The organism is Clostridium merdae, assembly GCF_900176635.1.
Taxonomy (GTDB): Bacteria; Bacillota; Clostridia; order Oscillospirales; family Acutalibacteraceae; genus Faecalispora; species Faecalispora merdae.
The window spans coordinates 306,687-331,744 of sequence record NZ_FXLN01000002.1 but is presented as its reverse complement, the minus strand read 5'-3'; the positions used below and the strand labels follow the sequence as shown (position 1 = coordinate 331,744).

Below are 25,058 nucleotides of genomic sequence, written 5' to 3'. Positions count from 1 at the left end.
CTTCTGAATGATTAACCTGCGTATACAAAGTTCTTCAGCTTGCTTACATTTTCCTTTGTAATTGCAATGCAGTCTACCAGCTGCTTTTCATCCTTGCCGGTGGTACCATTCTTCAGGTACTGGTCTGCCTGCTCTACGCCCATCTGTGCCATCAAAGCTGCCTGCTGCAGTGCCGTGCCAACCATGTTGCCAGCTTTAATTTGCTCTGCTGCTTCGTCGGAGCCGTCAACGCCAACAATGGCAATGTCTTTCAGGCCAGCTGCTTTAATTGCTGCAGCAGCGCCAACTGCCATGGTGTCGTTACCGCATACGATACCCTTAATTTTGGGGTTCGATTGCAGGATGGTCTCAACCTTCTGGTACGCTTCGGTCTGCTCCCAGTTTGCGGTCTGCTGAGCAACCATCTTCATTTCGGGGTACTGGCCAATAATCTCATGGAATGCAGCGGAACGCACACCTGCGTTGGTGTCGGACTCTTTACCGAGCAGCTCAGCATATTCGCCTTTCTCACCCATTGCTTCCACAAACTTTTCAGCAATGGCTTTTGCGCCCTGGTAATTGTTTGCTACGATTTGAGAAATCGCCACACCAGATTCGTTGATTTCACGGTCAATGAGGAAGGTAGGAATGTTATTGTCGCGTGCTTTTTTCACAGCCGCAACGGTTGCATCCGCACCGGCATTGTCGCAAACAATGGCAGCTGCCTTGTCGGCGATTGCATTGTCAAAAAGGTCTGCCTGCTTTGCCGCGTCATCATCATGAGAAACAAGTTTTACTTCATAGCCAAGCTCCTTAGCCTTTGCAGATGCAGCCTCTGCCTCCGTTTTAAAGAAAGGATTGGAATGCGAAGGAGTAATGATGTACATAATTTTGGAGCCGCCACCAGTAAGGGGCTTCGCTGCCGCTGCCGCAGAAGAGGCTTCTTCTGCTTTGCTGGGTGTTTGCGCTGCCGAGCTGTTCGAGGTATTCCCTCCGCAACCCGCCATGCTCGCTGCCATTGCGAATGCTAAAAGACCTGCTGCCAGTTTTTTGCTGTGCTTCATTTTGTTTCCTCCCAATTTGTATTTTATTCGAGGCCGCCCTAGCTTATTTTAAGGCTGGCCCCAATAGAGACCCGCAGAACCCCAAATTTTCCTGCGTGCCTACTATTCGTGGTTTAGTGCCGTTTTTACGGCTTGCTTCCAACCATTGTACAACTCTCGGCTTTCTTCCTGCGGCATGTTGCAACGGTAATCGGTTCGTTCCACGCAGGAAAAAATGGTTTCTGGTTCGTAAATCCCCGCCGATATTCCGGCGGCATACGCAACGCCCATACCAGAAAGCTCCTGCCACTGGGGCACGCATACCGGTATACCCAGAATGTCGCTTTGGCGCTGCATTAAATACGTGCTTTCGGTTGGCCCACCGTCTACCCGCAGCTCACGAATGGCAAGGCCAGACTCCTCTCGCATTAGGTTTACAATGTCGGCTACCTGGTAGGCAATGCAATCTACCCCTGCCTTTACCAGCTCTGCACGGCCGGTAAGGCGGGTAATACCGGTAAACAAACCGGTTGCGGCACTGTCCCAATACGGTGCACCAAGCCCTGTAAACGCGGGTACAAAATAGGTTTTATCCAGCGGATTCGCAGCTGCGGCAAGCTCATGTGCCTCCTGTACCGTTTGTACAAACTGCAAATCATTTTTTAGCCAGCCAATTACCGAACCCGTATAATTAATATTTCCCTCCAAAACGTACTGCACCTTCCCCCCCATACACCACGCAAGGGACGTAACCAGCCCGTTTTGACTCATAATTCGCTCATCGCCCGTGTTGAGCATCACCGAAGAACCCGTGCCATAGGTCGCTTTTACCAGCCCCGGTTCTCGGCAGTTCTGCCCAAACAGTGCCCCGTGGGAATCTCCCATTACCGCATGAATGGGGATTGGAGATTCAAAATAACCATCAAAGTCGGTTTCCCCAAAATAATCATCTGAGCTTCGCACCTGTGCCAAACAATCCAGCGGAATCCCAAACAGCTTGCAAAGCTCGGGGTCCCAAGAAAGTGCCGCAATATGGAACAGCTGTGTGCGAGACGCATTGGAGTAATCCGTTGCAAAGGTTTTCCCTTTGGTCAAGCGGTATAAAAGCCAAGTGTCGATTGTGCCACAGCAAATACTACCGGCTCTTGCAAGCTCTTTTACACCGTCTACATTGCGAAACACCCACGCAATTTTCGCCGCCGAAAAGTAAGGAGAAAGCGGTAACCCAGTGCTCTCACGAACACTCTCCGCATAGCCTGCCTTACGAATCTCTTCGCAGATTTGCTTTCCACGTGCACACTGCCACACAATTGCATTGTACACTGGCTTCGCGCTTTCCCGCTCCCATACAACGGCTGTTTCGCGCTGATTGCTGATGCCAACTGCCGCAATCTGATTTTTATCGATACCAGCTTTTTCAACCACATCTCTTACCACGGCAATGGTGTTGGCGTAAATTTCTTCTGGGTCGTGTTCCACCCAGCCTTGCTCATCGATAAGCTGCGCGTGGGAGCGGTCACAACGGGCGGTCAGCCGTCCCTCTTGGTCAAACAGCATCCCTTTGGTTCCCTGTGTGCTTTGGTCTATTGCAAGCAAATAGGTTTGCCGCATTATTGAATCAACTCCATTGCCGTCTTTACAATGCCCTCGGCATTCAGGCCGTAATAATCGAATACCTGCTGTGATTTACCCGTAATCACCGGTTCATCCGGCAATGTAAGGCTTTTCACCCGTGTGGGGTGCTCCGCACACACAATTTGGCTTACTTGTGCACCAAGCCCGCCATATGCGGTATGCTCCTCTATGGTTACTATCCCCTTTGTTTCGCGAGCGGCCTTTCGAACGGCTTCCCGGTCAATGGGTTTGATGCAATACATATCAAGCACACGAGCGGAAATGCCTTTCTGCTCCAACAACTCACCCGCCTCTTTGGCGGCAGACACCATTTCCCCGCACGCGATGATGGTTACATCCGTACCATTACGTAATAACGTCGCTTTATTCAGTACAAAGGGGACATTCCCCTCTTCGTAAACATCTACAACCGCATTTCTGCCTACCCGAATATAAGCAGGCTCTTCATCCTTGAGCAGTTCCCCAATCAGGCTCTCCGTCTGCAATCGGTCACTGGGCAAGTACACCCGCATATTTACAATGGATGCCATCGCCGCTATATCATTCGTCGAGTGGTGAGTCAATCCTAGAGCACCATAACTTACTCCTCCAGAGATACCGATCAGCTTTACATTGGCGTGATTATACGCTACATCTACTTTTGCCTGTTCAAAGCTGCGAGTTGAAAGGAAACATGCCGGAGAAACTGCAAATGCCTTTTTCCCGCATTTGGCGAGCCCCGCACTGATGGTAACTAGATTTTGCTCGGCAATGCCAGTTTCCACAAATTGTTCGGGTCTCTGCTCCGCAAAGGGAGTCATGGAGCCGGAGCCGCGGGAGTCACTGCATAGCACGACAATATCCCGGTCGTGCTCCGATTCCTTGAGCAGCACGTCGCAAATGACCTGCTTATTCGCAATTTTGTTCATATGCTGCCGCCCTCCTTTGTTCTAGCTCACGAATCGCAACTTCAAAATGCTCGTCGTCTAAAGCCTTATGATGCCAAGAGACTTGGTTCTCCATAAAAGAGACCCCACAGCCCTTGGTTGTGTTAGCAATAATCATGGTCGGCTTGCCTTTAATCTGCTTTGCCTCCTGTATGGCAAAATCAAGCGCTTTGGTGCTGTTGCCGTCTATTGAAATAACATGCCAGCCAAACGCACGCCAGCGCTCTTCTTGGCTGTCTTGTGCCATTACGAATTCTGTGGAGCCGGAGATTTGCAGGCGGTTGCGGTCTATAAAAGCGGTAAGATTATCGAGTTTATAATGTGCCGCCGCCATGGCGCCTTCCCAAACAGAGCCCTCTGCCAGCTCACCGTCACCCATCACGGTGTATACACGGTAAGGTGCGGCGTCCATTTTACCTGCGAGTGCCATCCCCACGCTGTATGGTAACCCATGCCCCAAAGAACCGGAGCCAATCTCCACACCGTTTACCTTTGCGCTGGGGTGACCTATGTATGGGGAGAGGTATCCCGAATAATTATCAAGCTCCGATTTTGGAAAGTACCCTTTGTCTGCCAGTATGCAGTACAATGACTCTACGCAATGCCCCTTGCTCAAAATAAAGCGGTCGCGGTTTGGGTCATTCTGATTTTCAGGCGAACAGTTCATGTGCTTGTAATACAGCGTTACCAGAATATCGGTCACGCTCATATCTCCTCCAATGTGGCCGCTGCCCGCTGTATAAATGAGCGTTACAATGTCTTTTCGTATCTGCCATGCCTTTTCCTGCAAATGTACCATTTCTATTCCCCCCTGAGATAGGCGCGCACCTGCTCCTCAATCGGGTCATAAAAATCGGGCGTTACATGAATGTATTTGCACGCCTCATACAATACCGGAACCACATTTTTGTGGATGCCCACACAGTGGTGGATATACGGGCCGCATACGATTTTTTCTTCCAGGCGCTTTATGTTTTCCACTTCAATCCAAAGGTAGGTTCCCATACAATTCGGGCCTTCCACACCTTTTGCATTGCCTAATAGCATTGAGTATTCACCGTTGTCGCCGTCGAATCGGCACAAAGTCAGCTCGCCGTGCTTTGCTTCGGCAGTCAGGCTCCCCGGGTGTTTAAAGGCTAGCGGATAGCCCAAAATTGGTTTTTGCTGGGCAACAGAAATCGGCCATGGGCCGCAATGCTGTAATAGTTCTCCATTTTCAATATCCGGGTGTCGCACCGTCCAATCTGCAAAGAACGAGCGAGTTTCTCCCATACCGGAGGCCTCTACCAAAAGGGCAGTAATGGCACCGTGAATATCGGTTTCACACACTACGGGAATTCCCTCGTCATTCATGAGTGCATTTGCCGCGCAGGGCATAATTCCAATCTCCTGCTGCAAGGCGTTCCAACACTGAATTGCCACCGCGTTGCATCCATATTTTTGTACCAGATGTTTCATTGCAACCTTGAGAGCCGCCACATTTTCGAGCGCCTCCTCCGCAATGCGAACATCCATGTTTTCTTTTATGTATTCGAGTACCTGCTGTACCTCTTGTGGGGCTTTCTCTTTTGCCAGCCGCATTTCCTGCGTTAGCTCTGGCATTGGGATGGGAGAAAGCTGAATGTTAAAGCGCTCGAGCAGCTCGCCCTCATTGCACATTGTCGTCCAAAAATCAAACGGGCGGGTGGAGATTTGCAAAATTCGAATATGGCGAAATGTTTTTACTACATTACACACTGCCATAAAGTCTCGCAGGCCTCGCTCAAATACGGGGTCATTGAGCCGACAGTTTGTCATGTACGTAAATGGAACCTGAAAGCGCCGCAGTACCTTGCCAGTTGCAAACAGGCCACACTGGGTGTCGCGCAAACGCACACCGTTTGGCTCTGGGCGTTCATCGAGGGGGCCCCAAAGCAGCACCGGAACATTTAGCTCCTTGGCAAGCCTAGCACACACATATTCGGTACCAAAATTACAGTGCGGCAAAAACAAACCGTCTATTTTCTCCGCTCTGAATTTCTCAGCTATTTTCTGCATATCCGTGTCATCAAACAACAGTCCCTCGTCGTTGATGTCCGTAATATCCACAAAATCTACATCCAGCTCACGCAGGCGATCTGCCGTGAGATTCCGGTACTTCAGTGCATCCGGTGCACTGAAAATGCTTCTTCTGGTCGGCGCAAACCCCAGCTTGATTTTCTCCATACATTACCCTCCCTATTTATGTTGCATTCAAATCCCGAACACTCTCACGTTCCACAAATTCCGTACAAACCTGTATCTTTGTTTTCACTTTACTCTCCTGGCGAATATGGTCATTTAAGCGGCGAACCGCAATCTCACCCATCTCTTGCTTAAACACATGGATGGTACTCAGACGCGGAGTAGAAATCTCACAATATGGGATATTGTCAAATCCGATAATAGAAACATCCTCTGGTATACGGTAGCCTTTTTCTTGTAGCGCGCGCATCGCACCAAGAGCAATGACATCGTTATCCGCAAAAAAAGCAGTAGGAATATCGTTTTTCTTCTCCAAAAACTCCACCATATCTCGGTAAGCAGATTCTGTGGTGGTTCCCAGTGTAACAGTATACTGCGGCTCAATTGCCAGCCCGGCTTTGGTAAGTGCCCTCCTATAACCAATGCCACGGTAAGAAAACGCTTTAATGCGGAACCTGCCTTTTAGGTAACCGATTTTTCTGTGCCCCTTTTCAATTAGGTATTCCACCGCGTGGAAAGCGGAATCGGTATTGCTGATTAAAACACTGTCAAAAGTAATGCTGTCACACCAGCCATCGAGCAAAATCAAATGGCATTTATGGTTGCGAAAGAGCTGAAAATCCTGCTCTGTCATCTCCGTACCCAGAAGAATTACTGCCGCACTGGCATCCTCCAAAATCGTATGTACCTGCTCTGCACAGTCTTGGCTGCTGCTGTCTATATTGCAAAACATCGTTTCAAACTGTAAATTTTTTGCTTGGCGTTCCACACCCTCTATCACTGCCGGAAAAAACGGACTGTCGTTAATAATCAGGCCATTTTTCTTATAGATTACGAACTTAATTTTTGATATTCTGGGTTTTATAGAATACCCAATTTCCTCTGCCACCTGCATCACACGCTCCACCGTCAGCTTACTGACCCCACGTTTGTGGTTAAGCGCATTTGATACGGTTGCAGGAGAAAATCCGGTTATTTCGCTAATCATTTTAATGGTTCCCTTCAATGGAATCCCCCGTTTCTTTCCTGTTGTTCACCATTATACACATCAATTAAACATTTACAACCAAATTTTTAGCTATTTTTATAACAACTCCTATTTTTATGCTATCATACTAAATTTGCAGTCTTTGATTTAGATAATAAAGCAATGAATTGTTTAAAAATAAACGATAATTTCAATTTTTATATCGATATTTATATAAATATTTATATAAATGTTTATCACTATTTTTGATTTTATATTAGAAATTACTATGTAAACTAGCAATATACAAGTCCAAATTAAATAATGAACTGCTTTTTTTAAAACCAATTATTCTCCAAAATCAAATTTGAACATACCATTTGATTTGAAAGCGATTAGACATGGTGTTATAATATTTATCGTGCTGTAAACGCACCTAAACTTTAGTTTGCAGTGTAAAATATAGAATTTAACGCGACCCTCCGGGTCGCATTTTTCTGAACGGGAGCTGTATTTCACTTGGAAAAAGCAAAAACCAGAATCTATCGTATTCTTTCTGGAATGAACCAGCTTAAATGGAGTCTAACCCTAAAAGGAATTGGAGTTGGGGTACTGGCAGGCTTTCTCTCCATCTTTTATCGAATGGGCATTGAACACGGAGTAGACCTCTCTATTAAAATATACGCCTACCTAAAAACACATACCCTGCTACTGCTGCCATGGCTTGCCTTGATTGTGGGAGTCGGTTTTCTTCTAAATTGGATGATAAAGCTAGAACCAATGGCTTCTGGCAGCGGTATACCACAGGTGAAGGGTGTCGTGCTGTTCGGTTTGAAAATGAAGTGGAAATCGATCTTGGCCATACGGTTCATCGGCGGCATTCTGTGCTCCCTTTTTGGCCTCTCTCTAGGGCGGGAAGGTCCCTCGATTCAAATAGGTGCGGCGGCAGGGCAAGCTGTGGCAGAACGCTGCGGCCGTCATGGTACACTGGAGGACGACTACCTGATTACCGGAGGCGCAGCGGCGGGACTTTCGGCAGCATTCAGCGCTCCTCTTTCTGGTATGGTTTTCGCACTGGAAGAAATCCACCGCAGTTTTTCTCCGCTTATTTTGATTTGTGCAACTGCTGCCTCTCTTACTGCGGACTTTTTATCGAAAAACTTTTTCGGACTAAGACCTGTTCTTGATTTTACTGATGTACCTGTCTTGCCCATCCCTTTTTATGGATGGCTGCTGCCACTTGGTATTGTTGCGGGGCTGATTGGTTCTCTTCTTAACCGTACACTACTTGATTTTCAGCAGTTATATAAGAAGCTTCCCGCATCTGCGCGTCCTTGTGTGGCGCTGTTAATTGCTCTGCCCTGCGGACTGTTTCTACCGCTGACGCTGGGCGGCGGGCGTGATTTAATCCGCCTTTCCGAAGGTACACAGCTCGGTCTTGGTATGCTATTTGTTTATCTAATCGTCAAGCTGCTGTTTACTGGCGCCAGTTTTGGCAGTGGCGTGCCCGGGGGAATCTTCTTCCCCATTCTCACTATAGGAGCACTCTCTGGCAGCATTGTAGCCCACATTGCTGACGGAATGGGTCTGCCGCCGCAGTATAGTTCAAACTTTGCCATCTGTGCAATGGCCGGCGCGCTTGCAGCCTCTGTAAAAGCACCTGTTACCAGTATTCTGCTTACGGCAGAGATGTCTGGCTCACTGGTACATCTTCTGCCGGTGGCAGCCTGTGCATTTATTGCACTTCTGGTTTCGGATATGCTGAAAATCGAGCCAATCTACGATTCCCTGCTGGAGCGTTATATGGAAAAGAGCGGAAGTTCCTCCCCTCATCCCGAACAAGGCGGCCTGATTGAATTCCCTGTGGAATATGGCAGCACAGCCGCAAATCGTACGGTAAAAGAAATTCAGTGGCCACAGGGGCTTCTGATTGTGGGCCTGCGACGCGGAACCAAGGAACTGATTCCCAGCGGTAAAACACGGATTCTTCCCGGAGATTACCTGGTCATTCTTTCTTCAGAAACGCAAGAGAGTACCATTCGTGAGCAGATACGTTACCTGTGCCAAGCGATACAGGAACAAACCCAAACATAAAGTAGAAAGCCACCGGTAAACCGGTGGCTTTCTACTTTCGCTCCATAAAAGGTGATTCCCTAAGCTTTTCGTATTCTATTATTATTTCACAATGTTTACGAAGGGTTTAAATAGTTCGCCCTCCGCTGATCGCATCATTTCAAAGAGTGCCATTTCTGTGCTGGTAATGACTGCACCCATTTCACGCATACGCTCTAGGCCAATCCCTCTGTTCCATTCGGTGCGGGAGGAAGTTGCATCAGATGCTACATAAAGCTCATAGGGCTGCTTTAGTAAATCTCTCACGGTTTGGTATACACAAACATGCGTCTCCACACCGGCGACCAAAAGCTGGCTTCGCCCTGCTTCGCTCAGTTTTTGCTGGAACTCCTCGTTGTCACAGGCACTAAAAGAGATTTTCTCTATCGCTTTCTGTTCACCTAGCAGCTCACGCAAGGTAGGGGCAGTTGCGTCAAGTCCCTTTGGGTATTGCTCCAAATACAGAATTGGCATATGAAATAGCTTTGCCGCCTGAACTAGCTTTTCGCAGTTTTTAAGTACCTGCTCAGCATCGTGTACACTTTCCGCCAGCTTCCCCTGCATATCTATCAGCAGCAACGCTGCATTACCCTTAACCAACATAGACAAATTCCTCCTTATGGCTTTTCCTCCTATTCTATTGGAATCTAATGTTGAAATCAAGCAGCATGACCATTTTGGTACAAACGTTTTTTCTTTTTTACTAAGTAGATTGCATTATTTTCGTTTATTTGCATGAATTTGTATCTATAATACATTTGCACTCTATACTTTTTGTGCTTGCTCTGATATAGTATGTGACAAGCACTTGATTCCTTTATTAAGCTACCACTCTATAACATTAGGAGGATGCCGAATGAAACTAAAAGATAAAGTTTGTATTGTGACCGGTGCAAGTTCTGGTATGGGACGCGCAATTGCAAGATTATTTGCGGCTGAAGGCGCAACCGTGATTGCAGTGGCACGCAGAAAAAATCGTCTCGATGAATTAGCTGCTGAAAACTCGAACATCCATCCTCTCGCTGCAGATATGATGGAAAAGAATCAGGTCATCGCGATGGTGAGCGACACCATTAAAACCTATGGTAAGCTCGACGTATTAGTAAACAACGCTGGTATCATGGATGACTTTACCATGATGGCCGATATATCGGATGACTTGTGGGACAAGGTAATGCGTGTAAACGTAAACGCACCTATGTATGCCATTCGTCAGGCACTGCCTACTATGGTTGAGCAGGGCGGCGGCGTTATTTTGAATATTTCTTCCATTGGTGGTTTGCAGGGAGGAAGGGCGGGTACCGCTTACACTGCCTCCAAGCATGCACTTAACGGTATTACCAAAAGCGTAGCGTTCCAGTACGCACCAAAGAAAATTCGCTGCAACGCAATTTGCCCCGGTGGAGTAGATACCGAAATCATCAGCGACCCCTCTCACCTCCATAAAGAGGGGATGGAACGTGCCATGGCCGGAACCGGTGCAAACTACCGCAGCGGCAGTCCGGAAGAAATTGCAGCCGCGGCACTCTTTTTAGCCAGTGACGACTCCAGCCTGATTAACGGCGCCTTATTGGTAGCTGATGCAGGCTTTACCGCTTATTGAACACACACAATCATTGCGCGTCTTCCCATCACACACGGAAGATGCCAAGAAAAAGGGCAAGCCATTACGGCTTGCCCTTCTTCATCCTGTTTTTTTGTTTTCACCCGGCAGGTTTTCCACCTGCACCTTTAGGTACGAAATCATTTTCTCCAGAAACGGCGGTAGCTGTACTCCGGTTTGCGAAATATTCTCTAGCACCGATAGCAATTCATTACAAATAAGCCATATAGCCGCCAGTGACGCCGCAGCGTAACCAAATGGCAGTGTAATTCCCGCCTGTTCGGCAGTGTAAGCGGCTAAAATATCAATAATCGCTCCAACCGCAACTAATAGCCACATGCACACCTTCTTTATAATTCCACGTATGCCCCGGCAAGAACTAACTGCTTCTTTTCGGCACACCGAGGCCGCAATGCCGGTGGCATAATCGATTACATTGGTTACAACCAGCAAATAAACCGGTACTGCTAAAACTCCCATCCATGCAGAAAGCACGGTAAAGCCTGCAATCGCCGCCGCCTTGATTCTTTCCATACTTTACTCTCCCTTCCGAATTTTATTTTATGTGGCAACCACTCTCCCCCGTATTTCTTGCAATAAGAGAGAAAATCCCCTCTCTTCTATAAGCAAGTGATGAGCCTTAAGGGAGCTATTGTTAAACCACAAAACACCTTCATACACCCTACCAAAAAAGCCGGAACTTTCCCTTTAATAGGAAAGTTCCGGCTTTTCTTTTTTCTGCCTATGTTAGCCCTCTTCCTCCGGGCAAATGTAATTGAGCTGACCAACCGGCTTGCCGCTGCGCAAGAACACGCGCGGCACTCGTTTACCTACCAAGCAAATCATTTCATAGTGAATGGTTCCATCCAGCTTGGCAATTTCGTCTACGCTTACTTCGTCCTCGCCGTCGCGACCCCATATGGTAACCGTCATTCCCGTGTGCACACCGGGAATATCCGTTACATCCAGAATCACTTGATCCATGCAAACTCGGCCTACCACACGGGCACGTTTCCCGCATACGAGCATATCTGCTTTATCGTGCAAACGGCGCGGGTAACCGTCAGCATAGCCAATTGGCACAGTGGCCAAAATGGTTTTCCGTTCTGTTACGAATTCTCTGCCATAGCTAACGCTGGTCCCCGGTTCCACAGTTTTCAGCTGCGATATTACGGTTTTCAGTTCCATCGCCGGGTGTAAATCCAAACTGCGCTGCATTTGGTCAGACGGCAACAGACCATATAAAATCACACCCGGGCGCACCATGTCTAAATCAAGCTGCGGGTAATCCACAACGGCACCACTGTTCGAGCAATGGCGAATTTCAAAGGTGATGCCACGCCGCTGCAATTCTTTCACCGCACCATCGAAGCAGGTGTACTGCTGCATGGTGAAATCTTCCCCGGGTTGCCCGTCATCCGCAACGGAAAAATGCGTAAAAATCCCTTCGGGAATCAAGCCGGGTTCCTTACAAACCGCTTCTATTTCAGCGAGCGATTCGCTGTCTCTCTCCGGGTTCTGGTATAAAAAGCCGATGCGGCTCATGCCGCTGTCCAGCTTCACGTGAATACGAACACGAACTCCGGCGGCAATGGCGCAATCGGAAAGCTCTTTGGCATATTCCGTAGAAAATACAGACTGCGAAATGGAAAGCTCCTGAAGCCGCTCTGCCATTTGGGGTGGTGTATACCCTAATATTAAAATAGGGCGCAAAATTCCGGTACGGCGAAGCTGAATCGCTTCTTCTAAATTGGATACCGCAAACCAGTCGGCGCCTTTTTTTTGGAACTCACGCGACACATACGACGCACCATGGCCGTACGCATCTGCCTTAACCACACAGCATATTTTGGTTTTGGGGCTTACTGCAGCACGGATCACATCGTAATTATGATCCAGAGCATTCAGGTTTACCTCTGCCCAAGTACGTTTTAAAAAATCATTCATGAAACACCGGTTCCTTACTTTAAAATAAATGATTGCTCCAATAATATAGAAAAGAGCGCAGGCCGCTGTAAAATGCAAACCGGCGCAATGTTTAAAATAATACTCTCCTCACCGAGAAAATTACTCGGTGTTTATTATACGAATATGGCTTCTATTATAGTACCGCACCATAAAATAATCAACTCTGTGAAAAAAGTTAATATTTAGGATAGAACTAAAAGGATTGATTTTAAATATTGATGTTTTATTCGTCAATCTTCCGGAATTTTTTTAAGTGTTAGGGCATATACTGGTAGAACACTTTTTAAAACAGAAGAGATTGGGGAGGCGATGACATGGAACAGACCATGCAGCTAAATCGCCCTGAAAATCTGGATGATGAATTATACCGTTGCTTGTTCAGCGGGCTAACCTCCGGTATCGACCTGGATGATCTGATTTTCAATGGCGAAGAATGGTACGAGAGTGAACGATAGGCCTATTGAGTAGTAAGCTGCGTTTTAAAGTTAAATTGTGCCGGGTTATGAAAAACACAAATTTCTGTTTCTGAATACGGCGCAATTTTAACTCAAACCAATTCTATTCAAGCAACAAACAAAAATATAATATGGAAAACATACAAAATGGCTGCCGCTAAGCCCCTATGGGAAGCTTGCGGCAGCCGTAGTTGTGTGGAAATTTATTTAAAATAAGCGACCCCAGACTCAAAGATACGCTGATCTTTTGCACCTGGAACATTTTTATACAAAAACTCACCCTTACGCTCTGAGTGGCCCATTTTACCCAAAATACGTCCATCAGGGCTGGTAATGCCCTCCACCGCCCAAATAGAACCATTGGGGTTCCACTGGGTTTCGCCGCTAGGAACACCGGCGGGTGTTGTGTACTGGGTAGCAATCTGGCCATTTTCCATCAGCTGGCGCAGTGTCTGCTCATCCGCTACAAAGCGGCCCTCACCATGAGAAACTGGCACACAGAACACTTCTCCGGCCTGAACGCCAGCAAACCAAGGCGATTTTACAGAAGTAACACGTGTGTATGCCATGCGCGAAACGTGGCGGCCCAGCTCGTTAAAGGTTAAGGTAGGCGCTGTCTCCTCTGTGGTGACAATATGCCCAAACGGTACAAGCCCCAGCTTGATCAGAGCCTGGAAGCCATTGCAAATACCGAGCATCAAGCCATCGCGGTGATATAGCAGTTCCTCCACCGCCTGTGAAAGACGTGGATTGCGAAACGTAGTCGCAATAAACTTGCCGGAGCCATCTGGCTCGTCACCGCCCGAAAAACCACCGGGAAGCATAATAATCTGCGCGTTTTGAATGGCCTTCTCCAACCGCTCAATGGTTTCTTCGATAGCAGAGGCAGTCAGATTGCGCACGATGAGAACCTCCGGCTCTGCACCTGCTATTTCAAACGCCCTCGCCGTATCGTACTCACAGTTCGTACCCGGGAATACCGGAATCACCACACGCGGTTTCGCCGCCTTAATGGCAGGAGCCGCGGTAAAGCGCTCTGTAAATAGCGGTACTTCCTCTAGGGGCGCCTCTTTTGTTTGTGTTGGGAATATCTTTTCCAGCGTCCCAGTCCAAACAGAAAGCAGATGCTCCAAAGAAAGTGTGTCGCTGCCGAGTACAACCTCCGGCTCCTTTGCAATGCTGCCTAACAGTGCAGCACGCAGTTCCTTCGGTAATTGTGCATTGGGAGTAAGCTCTAGCACCAGTGCGCCGGACTGCGGCGCAAACAGCAGTTTTTCATCCAAAGCGCCATCTTCAAAATGAAAGCCAACGTGGTTGCCAAAGCACATCCGTGCAATTGCGGCGGCAGCACCGCCCTCTCGTACAACAGAAGCAGAGGCAACATCGCCCTGTTCCATCATTGCATGAATAGAACGGTAGAACTCTTGCAAGGCGGGGTAATCCGGTAATCCAGTCTCTTTTTGCTCTGGCAGCGGCAGCAAATACACCTTATTGCCTGAAGCGGAAAACGCAGCCGAAATCGTACGGCTCGCCTTGGTCATTGCCACAGCAAAGCTGACAAGTGTAGGGGGAACATCCAGCTCTTCAAAGGAGCCAGACATACTGTCTTTTCCGCCGATGGCGGCAACACCCATGCCAAGCTGCGCAGAAAAGGCACCAAGCAAAGCAGCAGCAGGCTTGCCCCAGCGTTCCGGGTCTTTGCGCAGGCGTTCGAAATATTCTTGGAAGGTCAATCTAGCACTTAGCGGGTTTGCACCAACGGCAGCCAGCTTAGAAAGGCTTTCTACTACTGCCCATGCGGCACCGTGGAACGGGCTAAAGCGTGAAATGCCGGGTATAAACCCATAGCTCATTGCGGTGGCATCATCCGTTTTGCCGTTCAAGACCGGCAGCTTTGCAACCATTGCTTCTTCGGGGGTACGCTGGTATTTACCTGCAAAGGGCATGAGCACCGTAGCGGCACCGACGCTGGCGTCAAACCGCTCCGCCAAGCCCTGCTGGGAACTCACAGACAAACGCGACAAATTCTGCTCAAATGCCTTTGCAATCGGCTGCCCCTCCAGCTCAGCGGGAAGAAGCTCGCGATAGTTCTGAGAAAGATCCGGTGCCGAAATGCTTGCCTTTGCGGTCAGTGTCACACCGTTTGTATCTAAGAACGCACGGCTGAGGTCCACAATTGTGTCGCCCCTCCACTCCATGCGCAGGCGGGGCAGTTCGGTAACCCCCGCCACAACAACAGCCTGCAGGTTTTCTTCCTCAGCAAGTGCACAGAAACGCTCTACATCTTCAGCGGCGAGTACAACCGCCATACGCTCCTGCGACTCTGAAATGGCAAGCTCTGTGCCATCAAGACCTTCGTATTTCTTCGGCACAGCATCCAATTGAATTTCGAGCCCGGCAGCAAGCTCACCGATGGCAACGCAAACACCGCCTGCACCAAAATCGTTGCAGCGCTTAATCAGCTTTGCAGCCTCGGGGTTGCGGAACAAACGCTGTACCTTACGCTCGGTAGGTGCATTACCCTTTTGTACCTCTGCTCCCGCCTCCTTTACGGATTCGAGAGTATGTGCCTTGGATGAGCCTGTTGCTCCACCACAGCCATCGCGCCCGGTACTGCCGCCCAAAAGAACAATTTTATCCCCTGCAGCAGGAACATCACGCACCACATTCTCTTTGGGGGAAGCGCCAATTACCGCGCCAATTTCCATACGCTTTGCAACATACCCGGGGTCATACAGCTCGGTTACCTGACCCGTAGCAAGGCCCACCTGATTCCCGTAGGAGCTGTAACCCTGCGCCGCACCTACCGTAATTTTACGGGTGGGCAGCTTACCCGGCAGTGTATTCGTATTGCGCGGGTCACCAGAACCGGTTACTCGCATTGCCTGGTACACATAAGCGCGGCCGGAGAGCGGGTCGCGAATGGCACCGCCAAGGCATGTGGCTGCACCGCCGAACGGTTCAATCTCCGTTGGGTGGTTGTGTGTTTCGTTTTTAAACTGTACCAGCCATTTTTCGGTCTTTCCGTCAATCTCAACGGGAACCTCAATGGAGCAAGCGTTGATCTCTTCGCTAACATCCAAATCGGGCAAACGGCCGCGGCGGCGAAGCAATTTCATTCCCATAACCGCAATATCCATTAGGCAAATGGGCTTGGTTGTGCCTGCAATCTCCACGCGGGCGTCATAGTAATCCTTTAACGCTTTATCAATTGCCGGGGCACCCGGCTCTACCCGAATCTCTTCCAAACGAGTAGCAAAGGTGGTATGGCGGCAGTGATCCGACCAATAGGTATCGATGACCCGCAGCTCCGTAATGGAGGGGTCACGATGCTCCGTATCTCGAAAATAGTCACGGCAGAACAGTAAGTCTTCCAGACTCATGGCAAAGCCCATGGAGTCGTAGTATTCAGCTAACTTCGTGTTATCCCAAGTAATAAGTCCCTCTACCCGCTCCACCGCAGCAGGCTCCTGAACCATCAACTCCAATGACTCTGGCTTGTCCAAAGAAGCTTCGCGAGATTCCACTGGGTTAATTAGGTAACGCTTTATTTCAGAAAGCTCTTTCTTGCTTACGCTTCCCTGCAATACAATCATTTTTGCCGTTGCTACCTGCGGGCGTTCACCTTGGGTTAGCAACTGCACACATTGAGCCGCCGAGTCAGCACGCTGGTCGTACTGGCCAGGCAAAAATTCCATTGCAAAAACCAGAGCACCTTTCGGTACCGGGTATTGCTCATCGTATATATTGTCTGCATTAGGCTCTGAAAAAATCGTTCCCCGTGCCGCCTCGAATTCCTCCGGTGTAAGGCCAGAAATATCGTACCGGTTCACAATACGAACCTCTTGCAAACCAGTGATTCCCAAATTCCGCTGTAAATCCTCTTTTAGATGCTGTGCTTCCACATGAAAGCCCGGTTTTTTCTCCACAAACACCCTGATTACCGCCATTGAATCCCCCGTTCCGGCCGCCCGAGCGGCCTTTCATAATTCCTGTTCTATTCTAACATAGTTTATCACCGGATAAAATAGAAAAATCCCCTAAAAAACGAGCCGGCATCGATTCGCTTTCCGCATAATATGCCCCTCTTCCTTTTTCTTTTTTAGAATAAGCAAAAAAGAAAATAAAATTGTTGATTACTTAACGATATTTTTGTAACAAAAATCGACTGCTTACCCCCAATTTCTTGCCATTTTGCGTTTAACATGTTATACTAATATCTAGCTAAATCAAGCTCCTTACCGTATTTGGAGGAGGTTACACACTCAGTGGCACAAACAAAACCCGAGAGCGAAACAATATGGATTCAAACACTTGGCAAATTTAGTATTCAGCGTGGCAAACATGTTCTAACACAGTCGAACGGAAAGCCGAAACAGGTATGGCTGTTAATTGAATACTTAATTGCCAACCGCAGTGACGGCCCGAAAATTGAGCAGTTAATAAATGCTCTGTGGGCGGATTCTCGCGCCAGCACTGACCCCATGAATGCCCTAAAAAACCTGGTGTACCGCGCCAGAGATTTATTAAAAAAGGGATTACAGGACAGCGACACCGAATATATTATTTATTCGCACGGCTCGTATCTTTGGAACCCCAATTTGACTTGCGTGGTAGATGAAGAGGAGCTTCGGCATTTATCTTCCCTAGCCGATTTGCCCGGACAAAAGCCAGCGCGGCAAGTCGCACTACTCCAGCAGGCCATATCGCACTACAAAGGCGATTATCTTCCAAACTCGAGCTATTCTACTTGGGTGCTTGCCTACCGAAAAGAACTCGCTGCTTTGTACCTGCGTTGTGTACACAGCCTTTGTTTTCTGTTGGAAGAGGCACAAGAGTACGGGGAAATTATTACCCTTTGCGAATCCGCTATTGCGCTGGCTCCCTTTGAAGAAACGCTGCACAAGAACTTAACAAGCGCTTACCTGTGTACGGGGCAAAACAATAAAGCTTTGCTACATTACCATTATGTAACAGAGCTGTTTTACCGTGAGCTTGGCGTGAATATATCGGAAAATCTTCGCGATTTATACCGCCAAATAACCAAAACAGTTCACAAGTCTGAGCTGGATCTCACCGTAATTAAAGAGAGCCTTCGTGAAGAGCCCGACAATGCGGGCGCATATTACTGCGATTACGAAATCTTTAAAAATTTATACCGTATTCAGGCCAGGTGTATGAAACGAACGGGGCAATCCATTATAGTTGCACTTATGACTCTAATGAATGAAAAAGGAACCATTGTAGATGGAGCAAAGGCCGTTTCCTCTGTAAACCTATTTCGGGAGGTCATTGTGCAGAGCCTTCGAAAGGGTGACGCTGTTTCTGCGTACAGTTCCTCCCAGTTCATACTAATGCTTCCTCTTACAAACATAGAAAATGCCGAGAGAGTGATGCAGCGCATCACCCGTAAATTCGAGGCATTTTATAAAAAGAAAGACTTACAAATTTTATTTACTCTGCGGCCAATAGAACCTTTGGAAAAGTAACCGTTTATTCGAAATCCGTGCTTTTTCATGGCATTAGTAAGGTTATAGAGCCGAGAAGGGATATATCTACATGATTCGATTGCAGGAAATACTTTCTGCACAAAATGAGATTCATTGTTACGAAATAAATTATATTCACATTGCATCATACCGCAACCGCACCTTACAGGGAGCCTTTTATAATCCCTACTTACAAAAAACTGCTCTATTTTTCAGTGAGTTAGAGCTAATAAAACTGCTAAGCATATGGATGGACGCAAAGGACATTCCGCAGTGTACTACTCGGCTTCGCAGATTCAACAAAAAAACGATCGGTGAGCGGGCAAGAGGGGGTTCCGCAATGAAACATTCAACCCAGCAGCCTTGTGAGATTTTTAAAAAGGAAGATAATTGGAACCTGCAAGAAACAACGGAGGATGGCGCAACCTTTATTGTGCAAATTACTATGCGGCAAAACTCTACCTGGCAGGGTCAAATACAACGAACCGACACAAACCAGGTTTGTTCGTTTCAAAGCACGCTTGAGCTGCTCCTACTTCTAACGAGCGCTCTGGATGACCCAATGTCTTCCGCTTGGGCAAATGTTCAGAATGAAATTGTAGAAGCGCGATAAGCTTTTCTTCTTTTCATTTTTACAAACTACATACCACTTCTACAATCAAATGTTGTGCCCGGTTACAGGAACCTCCTGCAACCGGGCACTTTTAATGATAGCTAGTTTCTTTTCCAACAAAGCTTTTCCTATGCAAACTTGTATTACACTCTTCACTTGCTGGATGCCACAGAAGAATTCTCTGTGAGGGACTTGCCTCCCTGTGATGGCGGCGAAGCTCCAGCTGCATTGCCAGAAGCATCAGGTGCTTTCTCGGTATTCCGGTTGGGTCTGCCTCCGCCTTGCCCCCCTCTGCCTCCTATAGTAGCAGCTTCCCCATTGCTAGAGATAACCGTTTGCACACCCGAAAGAGTTACATCGGTTAACTGAGTGCCACCAGAATAACTTTCGGCACTGCTAAATCCGTCTTCATTCACATCACTACTCCCCCCTGTATTAATGGTATAGGTACTGCCTTGCTTTAGGTTTGGCGCGCTCACGACTATCGACTGAAATTTCTTACTGGGAACAAATGTAAGAATCGATTTTCCGGTAGAATCCGTAACATTTACCGGCGTATTTGCTTCCTGCGTATCGTCAAATAAGACTGTGAGTGAATTTTGTTTTGAATCAGAATCGGGAGCCTGTGCCATCCCTGAACTTCCTGCGGCTACTAGAATTCCTCCAGAAATTTGATAGCTGCCATTAAAGTCTAACGCTCCATTTCCAGAGCTCACTGGGCCATTTACTAAAACCGCACCTCCCGCTTGTACTACATTTCCGTTGGAATCAATACCGTCACCCGAGGCATTAATTACAACATATCCGCCGGAAAAACGTATCTCATTATTCTCGTTTGCCTGAAACATGTCTCTTGAAGCAGTGTCATCGTCGCTTCCTCCTGCGGCATTGATTCCGTCATCACTCGAGGTAATATGAATGGTTCCTCCGCTGATAGAGACCGTAGAGCCTTCCAGCCCTTCGTAGCTCTTGCTTATGGTGATTGTTCCATCCTGTACGACTAAGTCTGCATCCGCATGCATTCCATCGTCTCCGGTTGAGATATTTAGTTCGCCACCCGTTACAATTACAGAACCATTCGAATGTACGGCATCATCGGCTGAATCGATTTGGAACTTACCGCCACTAAGAAATACCCTACTTCCCCCTTTCAGAGCTTTGGTGCTAACTGTTTCTGTATTCTCTTCTGTGGCGGCTGAACTACTCTCACTTTTTGTATCTGCTTGATTTTGAATGATACTTGAACTGGAGTTTGTTTTATTGTCTGATTCCTTCTGATTGTCGGCAGGAGGCGTGCCATCGGGTCGTTGTGGCCGACCATTTCCTTTTTGCTCTATATTGGAAGAAGTATTGTCTGTACCCCCGTTGGCAGGAAATCCACCAGCTCCTTCCATTCTTCCCCAGGGCCCGCCTGGCTCATCTTGGCGTATTGGTGCATTTGCGCTCCCTCCACCAGAAACAATCTGGAATGTGCCGCCTGTTACTTGTAAAATAGTTTCGGCCTGCACGGCGTCCTGCTCGCTCGTTATGGTAAAGTTTCCTCCCTCAATGGCAATCCAGCCCTTGGCTGTATCCTCATCGTTATTTGAGCGAATGGCATCCCCTTTCGACACTACCGTAATCGTGCCGTCCTTAATTGCTACTGCATCTCGTCCCTTAATTCCGTCATTGGCGGCGGTAACATCAACACTGCCGCTTACAATTTTTAATGTATCTTTACAGCCAATTCCATTTTCAAAATTCCCGATTACGGTTAATGAGCCAGTCCCATTAATTGTCATGTCTCCCTTACTGAAAATAGCTGCATTGGGTTCGTCTGTATCCGCACTATCGAATTGATAATTTGCAGCATCTGTAACTGTATTTTTGCTTCCCTCTGCCAGCACAATTACTGTTTTACCCGCTTGCATGGAGTAAATAGGAGCGCTTACTGAGCTAGAAAGCGACACACCATCTAAAACCAAACGAACCAAATCCTCTTTTCCTGCATTTACTAGGATTTGTCCTTTTGTCAGCTTGCCACGAAGCAAATAGGTTCCCGCTGCATTTATGGTTACAGTGCTATCCTTTACCGCTGCTCCGCTGCCCTGAACGGTTGCGGTAGCATCACTTAGCGTAATTGTGGTGGCGGCAGCTTCGCTCCATGCCGCATCCAAATCGTCCTTTGCGTATTCCACAGTAATTGGTTTTTCTGTGGAAACATCTCCCACTGCACTGCTGGTAGTATTGTTTTGCGAGGAACAACCAACCACTATATTGAGCAGCAATATGGCAGATAAAATTGCTGCCCAAAGTGCTTTCCTCTTTTTTCTCATAATTATTCCCCCATTACAGCTCATCACGAAGATTTGAAACCTGCCCGCAAGAGATACTAAGGTTACCGTTGCGGCAGCGGAGCGCATCCATAAATTCTTTCTCTACAACGGGAGAGGGTAAAATCACATGGTATCGCAGTTCATAAAGGCTTCCCATATTTACCGTTTTCACCTGTATCAGTTCTGCTCCCTTGGTATATTTATCAAATAAATCGTCAAATACCCCGCTGTAATCACGATCTTCAGGTAATGCAATTTTTAGCTCTTTGCGAATTTGCTTCGGCGCAGCAAAGGAAGTTGAATATAAAACGATTGTAATAACCCCCACCAAAACAAGGAATACCGTGGCAAACACTAGGTACCCCGTACCGGTTGCAAGGCCAATTGCCATTGCTAAGAATATGCTGCCTATCTCTCTGGCACTGCCAGGAATTGAACGGAACCGTACCAAATTAAACGCTCCCATTACAGCAATTCCCGTTCCTAAATTTCCATTTACCAGAATAATAACGGTTTGAACAATCACAGGCATTAGCACGAGAGTGACCACAAAGCTTTTGCTGTACGTATTTCGGAACATATAGCACAACGCGACTCCCAACCCCAGTAGAATGGATGCCAGCGTGCAATAAAATAATTCAGTCATTCCAACCGTGGTGGTAGTAGCTGCGGAAGACAATAAAATACTGTTAAGCACAAATGATTCCTCCTAATTTCTTTTCATATGCTTCTCTTTTGGGCGAATTACTACAATGGGGTAAAAACGTACCCGAACAAGCCAAAAAATCTTTATAGCAGCTCCCATACTTTGAAAAGGAAACCGGGTAAATCTCCAGCTCCGAAAGCAGGTGGCAAAGCCACAAGGGCATGGCACCGGGTGCTTTAATTTCCAGCAAAATCTGCTCTGGTTTAATTATATAAGAACCATAGTCACCGCTGCTTAAATCTAAAAAAGAATCTCGCCAGCGTAAATTCCGGTCAAAGGTCATCCGCAGTTCCGCATCTTCACGGCCAAACAATGCGGTTCGGTCATACCCAATAAAAACCTTTGGCTTTGGCTGGTAATTCTCTAAAAACCACTGAATCTCTTTTACGATTTGAGAATTCTCCTGCGGTTGTACCCCATTATCCAAAAAGCGCATTGCATCTGTTAACGGCAGAGAAACTCTCCGTTTATAAACCACACCCTTGTACTTCTTTTTCAACTCTAAAAATACGGTATCATCCTGCTGTGGCACACCATAGCTGCGAACGCGTATCTTTTCTTTATATAGTGGCTTTTCTAAAGAAGTACGAATCAGCTGGTAATCGTCGGTATCCAAATACAGGTTGCAAATGGTATGCTGGCCATATTGGTCTTGCTTCATATAAGGTGTCAGCCCCGCTTCCAGTGCAGCGTACTGCATTTGGCTGAGCAAATACTTTTTTTCGTAACGCTTAAACACATTTTGGTACTGGTTCATAATCACTTTCCTCCATCCAATTGTTTTTTCAATACACAAGCATCTTTAACTAGAACAATTTATTTTGATATGCTACACTGAGCAAAACGCTTGAAGTAATTGCTGTGCAACCAGAATATAACAAAAGGCTGAAATTACTCTGAAAGTGCTGCTTCAGAGTAATTTCAGCCTTACCGATTACAATAAATAACGGTACGATTATCATTATTTAAATCATTTGCAATAAGTGTGGGGAGGGGTAACTGTGAACGTATTAATTGTAGAAGATGAGGTTCGCTTAGCGGAAGCACTCGCTCAAATTATGACCGAACAAAAATATACGGTAGATGTGGTTCATGACGGAGAAGACGGCCTTGCATATGCAGAAATGGGAGATTACGATGTAATCGTATTGGATGTTATGTTGCCGAAGCGAAACGGCTTTGAAGTGGTTCGCGCTTTGCGTGCCAAAAAAATAGCAACCCCCGTTCTTCTGCTCACGGCTCGCGATGAAATAACGGACAAGGTGACTGGGCTGGACTGCGGGGCAGATGATTACATGACGAAACCATTTTCACCCGAGGAGCTCTTTGCCCGAGTACGTGCGCTTACCCGCCGCCAAGGTGATGTTATATTAGAAGAAATGAAATTTTCAGATGTTACACTGAATTTATCCTCCTATACCCTGCAAAGCAATTCGAAATCGGTACACCTTGGTTTTAAGGAATTTGAAGTGATGCGGCTGCTTCTCAACAACCCTTCCATGATCATGCCGAAAGAAGAGCTGATAACAAAGGTATGGGGTACGGAATCCGGTGCAGAAGACAATAACGTAGAAGCATATATTTCCTTTTTAAGAAAGAAACTAGCTTTTATCGGCTCAAAGGTTACTATTGGTACGGTACGCAAAGTAGGCTACCGTTTGGAGGAGACTATTTTATGATTCAGAAGCTGCGGCGAAAATTTATACTGATTAATATGTCTCTTGTGTTTTCGGTTCTTCTTATTGTTTTTTCTGTTTTACTCTATACCAGCTTTCAGCGTCTGGAAAACAACAGCATAAACGACATGAAGATGGCACTATTCCGTTCTTCAGAAAAAGTACCGCCTAAATTTGAAATTGGAGCAGGAAAACCCCAAAACCTTCCTCCCGCTACACCCATTGTTTGCGTAATTCTTGACAGTGATTCAGAAATTCAAAAGACAGTGGGGCAAAACACAGAAATTTCAGAGCAAATATTAGAGCAGGCAGTACAGCAGGCTCTACAAGCAAATTCACAAGAAGGAACCATTTCGTCGCTTGACCTGCGTTTTTTAAAACAGAATACGCTAAGCGGTACCAAAATCGCCTTTGCAGACCGAGGTCACGAGCGCGATTCCATCCGCAGTCTTTTAGTAACGGCCTTGCTTGTGGGGCTAGGCGGATTACTGGCCTTTTTCCTGATAAGCGTTTATCTTTCACGCTGGGCGCTGCGACCGGTGGAGCACGCATGGAAGCAACAGCGACAGTTTGTGGCGGACGCCTCCCACGAGCTGAAAACCCCGCTAACCGTTATTTTAGCAAATATCGGAATTCTACTTTCCCACCGTGACAGCACAATTGAGCAACAGCTTAAATGGGTGCAGTACACCCATACAGAGGCAACACGTATGAAAGATTTGGTTGATGACCTGTTGTTTCTTGCGAAATCCGATTCCAAACGCCTTCCCGCACCACAAACTCCCGTGGACTTCAGCAATATTGCTTGGAGCAGTCTCTTGCCTTATGAGTCTGTTGCGTTTGAGCAGGGTGTTACACTCAACAGCAACATTACACCAAACCTGATCGTATTGGGGGATTCCGCCCGTTTGCAGCAGCTTATGGTGATATTATTGGATAACGCTTGCAAATATGCAGGCGAGCGGGGAGTCGTTACGGTAACCCTTGAGCAAGCACAGGGAAAAGCAAGGCTGTTGGTGCATAACACCGGCGAGATTATCCCCACCGAACAACTGGAGCATATTTTCGAGCGATTTTATCGGGTAGACCAATCTCGCGCACGAAAAACCGAGGGCTATGGCCTAGGGCTTTCCATAGCCAAAACAATTGCAGAAGCACATGGTGCAAAAATTAGCGCGATAAGCACCACAGGTTCCGGCACCACATTTCTTGTTTCGTTTCCTCTTCAAGTATAAACCGCTATCTTCTACCCAGTAATCATTTGCAATAATAAGCAAATTCTTATGTTTATATGCAAATTGCATTATTCCCCCTTTTAAAACCGCATGTTTTTTAGGATAAAATTGAC

The 25,058-nt window shown here is 47.2% G+C and carries 20 protein-coding genes; 7 read left to right on the top strand and 13 right to left on the bottom strand.

The genetic code is table 11. The features are described 5' to 3' along the window. Positions 1-11: 11 nt before the first annotated feature. The 6 genes from CAN90_RS01630 to CAN90_RS01605 form a co-directional block, all read right to left on the bottom strand. Positions 12-1,043, bottom strand: coding sequence for a D-ribose ABC transporter substrate-binding protein (locus CAN90_RS01630; protein WP_085832090.1), 1,032 nt, complete (start codon positions 1,041-1,043; stop codon positions 12-14). 102 nt (positions 1,044-1,145) lie between these two features. Continuing rightward, entirely contained in the window at positions 1,146-2,633 is a 1,488-nt protein-coding gene (locus CAN90_RS01625) for an FGGY-family carbohydrate kinase (RefSeq protein ID WP_085832089.1), read from the bottom strand. Continuing rightward, complete coding sequence (locus tag CAN90_RS01620; RefSeq protein WP_085832088.1) at positions 2,633-3,565, bottom strand: transketolase family protein; 933 nt, start codon at positions 3,563-3,565, stop codon at positions 2,633-2,635. Before CAN90_RS01620 ends, CAN90_RS01625 begins: the two co-directional genes overlap by 1 nt. Further along, the gene (locus CAN90_RS01615; protein WP_085832087.1) at positions 3,546-4,382 is read right to left on the bottom strand and encodes a transketolase; all 837 of its coding nucleotides are present in this window, start codon (positions 4,380-4,382) and stop codon (positions 3,546-3,548) included. Before CAN90_RS01615 ends, CAN90_RS01620 begins: the two co-directional genes overlap by 20 nt. A gap of 2 nt (positions 4,383-4,384) precedes the next feature. Further along, positions 4,385-5,788 (bottom strand): L-fucose/L-arabinose isomerase family protein, encoded by a 1,404-nt coding sequence (locus tag CAN90_RS01610; protein WP_085832086.1) that lies wholly within the window; start codon positions 5,786-5,788, stop codon positions 4,385-4,387. 16 nt (positions 5,789-5,804) lie between these two features. Next, the gene (locus tag CAN90_RS01605) at positions 5,805-6,794 is read right to left on the bottom strand and encodes a LacI family DNA-binding transcriptional regulator (protein ID WP_341456292.1); all 990 of its coding nucleotides are present in this window, start codon (positions 6,792-6,794) and stop codon (positions 5,805-5,807) included. A 498-nt stretch (positions 6,795-7,292) separates the two neighbouring features. On the opposite strand from CAN90_RS01605, the gene CAN90_RS01600 reads away from it, so the two are divergent. Beyond that, positions 7,293-8,867: a ClC family H(+)/Cl(-) exchange transporter gene (locus tag CAN90_RS01600; protein ID WP_143750777.1), complete on the top strand. Its 1,575-nt coding sequence runs from the start codon at positions 7,293-7,295 to the stop codon at positions 8,865-8,867. A gap of 81 nt (positions 8,868-8,948) precedes the next feature. Here the strand turns inward: CAN90_RS01600 and CAN90_RS01595 are convergent, their stop codons facing one another. Next, the gene (locus tag CAN90_RS01595; RefSeq protein WP_085832084.1) at positions 8,949-9,488 is read right to left on the bottom strand and encodes a hydrolase; all 540 of its coding nucleotides are present in this window, start codon (positions 9,486-9,488) and stop codon (positions 8,949-8,951) included. A 253-nt stretch (positions 9,489-9,741) separates the two neighbouring features. On the opposite strand from CAN90_RS01595, the gene CAN90_RS01590 reads away from it, so the two are divergent. After that, entirely contained in the window at positions 9,742-10,488 is a 747-nt protein-coding gene (locus tag CAN90_RS01590) for a glucose 1-dehydrogenase (protein ID WP_085832083.1), read from the top strand. 81 nt (positions 10,489-10,569) lie between these two features. On the opposite strand, the gene CAN90_RS01585 is transcribed toward CAN90_RS01590, so the two are convergent. Then, positions 10,570-11,022, bottom strand: a complete 453-nt coding sequence (locus CAN90_RS01585; protein ID WP_085832082.1) for a phage holin family protein — start codon at positions 11,020-11,022, stop codon at positions 10,570-10,572. A gap of 213 nt (positions 11,023-11,235) precedes the next feature. After that, positions 11,236-12,435, bottom strand: a complete 1,200-nt coding sequence (gene alr, locus CAN90_RS01580) for an alanine racemase (protein ID WP_085832081.1) — start codon at positions 12,433-12,435, stop codon at positions 11,236-11,238. 335 nt (positions 12,436-12,770) lie between these two features. Between alr and CAN90_RS13650 the strand changes: the two genes are divergently transcribed. Continuing rightward, a complete protein-coding gene (locus CAN90_RS13650; RefSeq protein ID WP_187138274.1) occupies positions 12,771-12,911 on the top strand; it encodes a hypothetical protein in 141 nt (46 codons plus the stop codon). Between the two features lie 203 nt (positions 12,912-13,114). Here the strand turns inward: CAN90_RS13650 and CAN90_RS01575 are convergent, their stop codons facing one another. Beyond that, a complete protein-coding gene (locus CAN90_RS01575) occupies positions 13,115-16,861 on the bottom strand; it encodes a phosphoribosylformylglycinamidine synthase (RefSeq protein ID WP_085832080.1) in 3,747 nt (1,248 codons plus the stop codon). 318 nt (positions 16,862-17,179) lie between these two features. On the opposite strand from CAN90_RS01575, the gene CAN90_RS01570 reads away from it, so the two are divergent. Both CAN90_RS01570 and CAN90_RS13780 read left to right on the top strand, forming a co-directional pair. Then, complete coding sequence (locus tag CAN90_RS01570; RefSeq protein ID WP_085832079.1) at positions 17,180-18,400, top strand: AfsR/SARP family transcriptional regulator; 1,221 nt, start codon at positions 17,180-17,182, stop codon at positions 18,398-18,400. A gap of 340 nt (positions 18,401-18,740) precedes the next feature. Further along, complete coding sequence (locus CAN90_RS13780; protein ID WP_242953539.1) at positions 18,741-19,013, top strand: hypothetical protein; 273 nt, start codon at positions 18,741-18,743, stop codon at positions 19,011-19,013. A 152-nt stretch (positions 19,014-19,165) separates the two neighbouring features. On the opposite strand, the gene CAN90_RS01560 is transcribed toward CAN90_RS13780, so the two are convergent. The 3 genes from CAN90_RS01560 to CAN90_RS01550 are packed head-to-tail and all read right to left on the bottom strand — an operon-like array spanning position 19,166 to position 22,791. After that, positions 19,166-21,328 (bottom strand): carbohydrate-binding domain-containing protein, encoded by a 2,163-nt coding sequence (locus CAN90_RS01560; RefSeq protein WP_143750776.1) that lies wholly within the window; start codon positions 21,326-21,328, stop codon positions 19,166-19,168. A gap of 13 nt (positions 21,329-21,341) precedes the next feature. Next, positions 21,342-22,025 carry a DUF4956 domain-containing protein gene (locus CAN90_RS01555; RefSeq protein WP_085832076.1) on the bottom strand — a complete coding sequence of 228 codons (684 nt, stop codon included), beginning with the start codon at positions 22,023-22,025 and terminating at the stop codon, positions 21,342-21,344. Next, a complete protein-coding gene (locus CAN90_RS01550) occupies positions 22,018-22,791 on the bottom strand; it encodes a polyphosphate polymerase domain-containing protein (protein ID WP_085832075.1) in 774 nt (257 codons plus the stop codon). Before CAN90_RS01550 ends, CAN90_RS01555 begins: the two co-directional genes overlap by 8 nt. Before the next feature lie 244 nt (positions 22,792-23,035). Here CAN90_RS01550 and CAN90_RS01545 point away from each other — a divergent pair, with 244 nt between their 5' ends. Next, positions 23,036-23,713: a response regulator transcription factor gene (locus CAN90_RS01545; protein WP_085832074.1), complete on the top strand. Its 678-nt coding sequence runs from the start codon at positions 23,036-23,038 to the stop codon at positions 23,711-23,713. Beyond that, complete coding sequence (locus CAN90_RS01540) at positions 23,710-24,945, top strand: sensor histidine kinase (protein WP_085832073.1); 1,236 nt, start codon at positions 23,710-23,712, stop codon at positions 24,943-24,945. The genes CAN90_RS01545 and CAN90_RS01540 overlap by 4 nt, the downstream gene beginning before the upstream one ends. The last annotated feature ends 113 nt before the right edge of the window (positions 24,946-25,058 follow it).

Bases quoted from the DNA above. Each gene is read 5' to 3' on its own strand.
- CAN90_RS01540 (WP_085832073.1), top strand. From the start codon at position 23,710: ATGATTCAGAAGCTGCGGCGAAAATTTATACTGATTAATATGTCTCTT.
- CAN90_RS01590 (WP_085832083.1), top strand. From the start codon at position 9,742: ATGAAACTAAAAGATAAAGTTTGTATTGTGACCGGTGCAAGTTCTGGT.
- CAN90_RS13650 (WP_187138274.1), top strand. From the start codon at position 12,771: ATGGAACAGACCATGCAGCTAAATCGCCCTGAAAATCTGGATGATGAA.
- CAN90_RS01615 (WP_085832087.1), bottom strand. From the start codon at position 4,382: ATGGTACATTTGCAGGAAAAGGCATGGCAGATACGAAAAGACATTGTA.
- CAN90_RS01575 (WP_085832080.1), bottom strand. From the start codon at position 16,861: ATGGCGGTAATCAGGGTGTTTGTGGAGAAAAAACCGGGCTTTCATGTG.
- CAN90_RS13780 (WP_242953539.1), top strand. From the start codon at position 18,741: ATGAAACATTCAACCCAGCAGCCTTGTGAGATTTTTAAAAAGGAAGAT.
- CAN90_RS01550 (WP_085832075.1), bottom strand. From the start codon at position 22,791: ATGAACCAGTACCAAAATGTGTTTAAGCGTTACGAAAAAAAGTATTTG.
- CAN90_RS01595 (WP_085832084.1), bottom strand. From the start codon at position 9,488: ATGTTGGTTAAGGGTAATGCAGCGTTGCTGCTGATAGATATGCAGGGG.
- CAN90_RS01625 (WP_085832089.1), bottom strand. From the start codon at position 2,633: ATGCGGCAAACCTATTTGCTTGCAATAGACCAAAGCACACAGGGAACC.
- CAN90_RS01630 (WP_085832090.1), bottom strand. From the start codon at position 1,043: ATGAAGCACAGCAAAAAACTGGCAGCAGGTCTTTTAGCATTCGCAATG.
- CAN90_RS01585 (WP_085832082.1), bottom strand. From the start codon at position 11,022: ATGGAAAGAATCAAGGCGGCGGCGATTGCAGGCTTTACCGTGCTTTCT.
- CAN90_RS01610 (WP_085832086.1), bottom strand. From the start codon at position 5,788: ATGGAGAAAATCAAGCTGGGGTTTGCGCCGACCAGAAGAAGCATTTTC.
- CAN90_RS01605 (WP_341456292.1), bottom strand. From the start codon at position 6,794: ATGATTAGCGAAATAACCGGATTTTCTCCTGCAACCGTATCAAATGCG.
- alr (WP_085832081.1), bottom strand. From the start codon at position 12,435: ATGAATGATTTTTTAAAACGTACTTGGGCAGAGGTAAACCTGAATGCT.
- CAN90_RS01620 (WP_085832088.1), bottom strand. From the start codon at position 3,565: ATGAACAAAATTGCGAATAAGCAGGTCATTTGCGACGTGCTGCTCAAG.
- CAN90_RS01560 (WP_143750776.1), bottom strand. From the start codon at position 21,328: ATGAGAAAAAAGAGGAAAGCACTTTGGGCAGCAATTTTATCTGCCATA.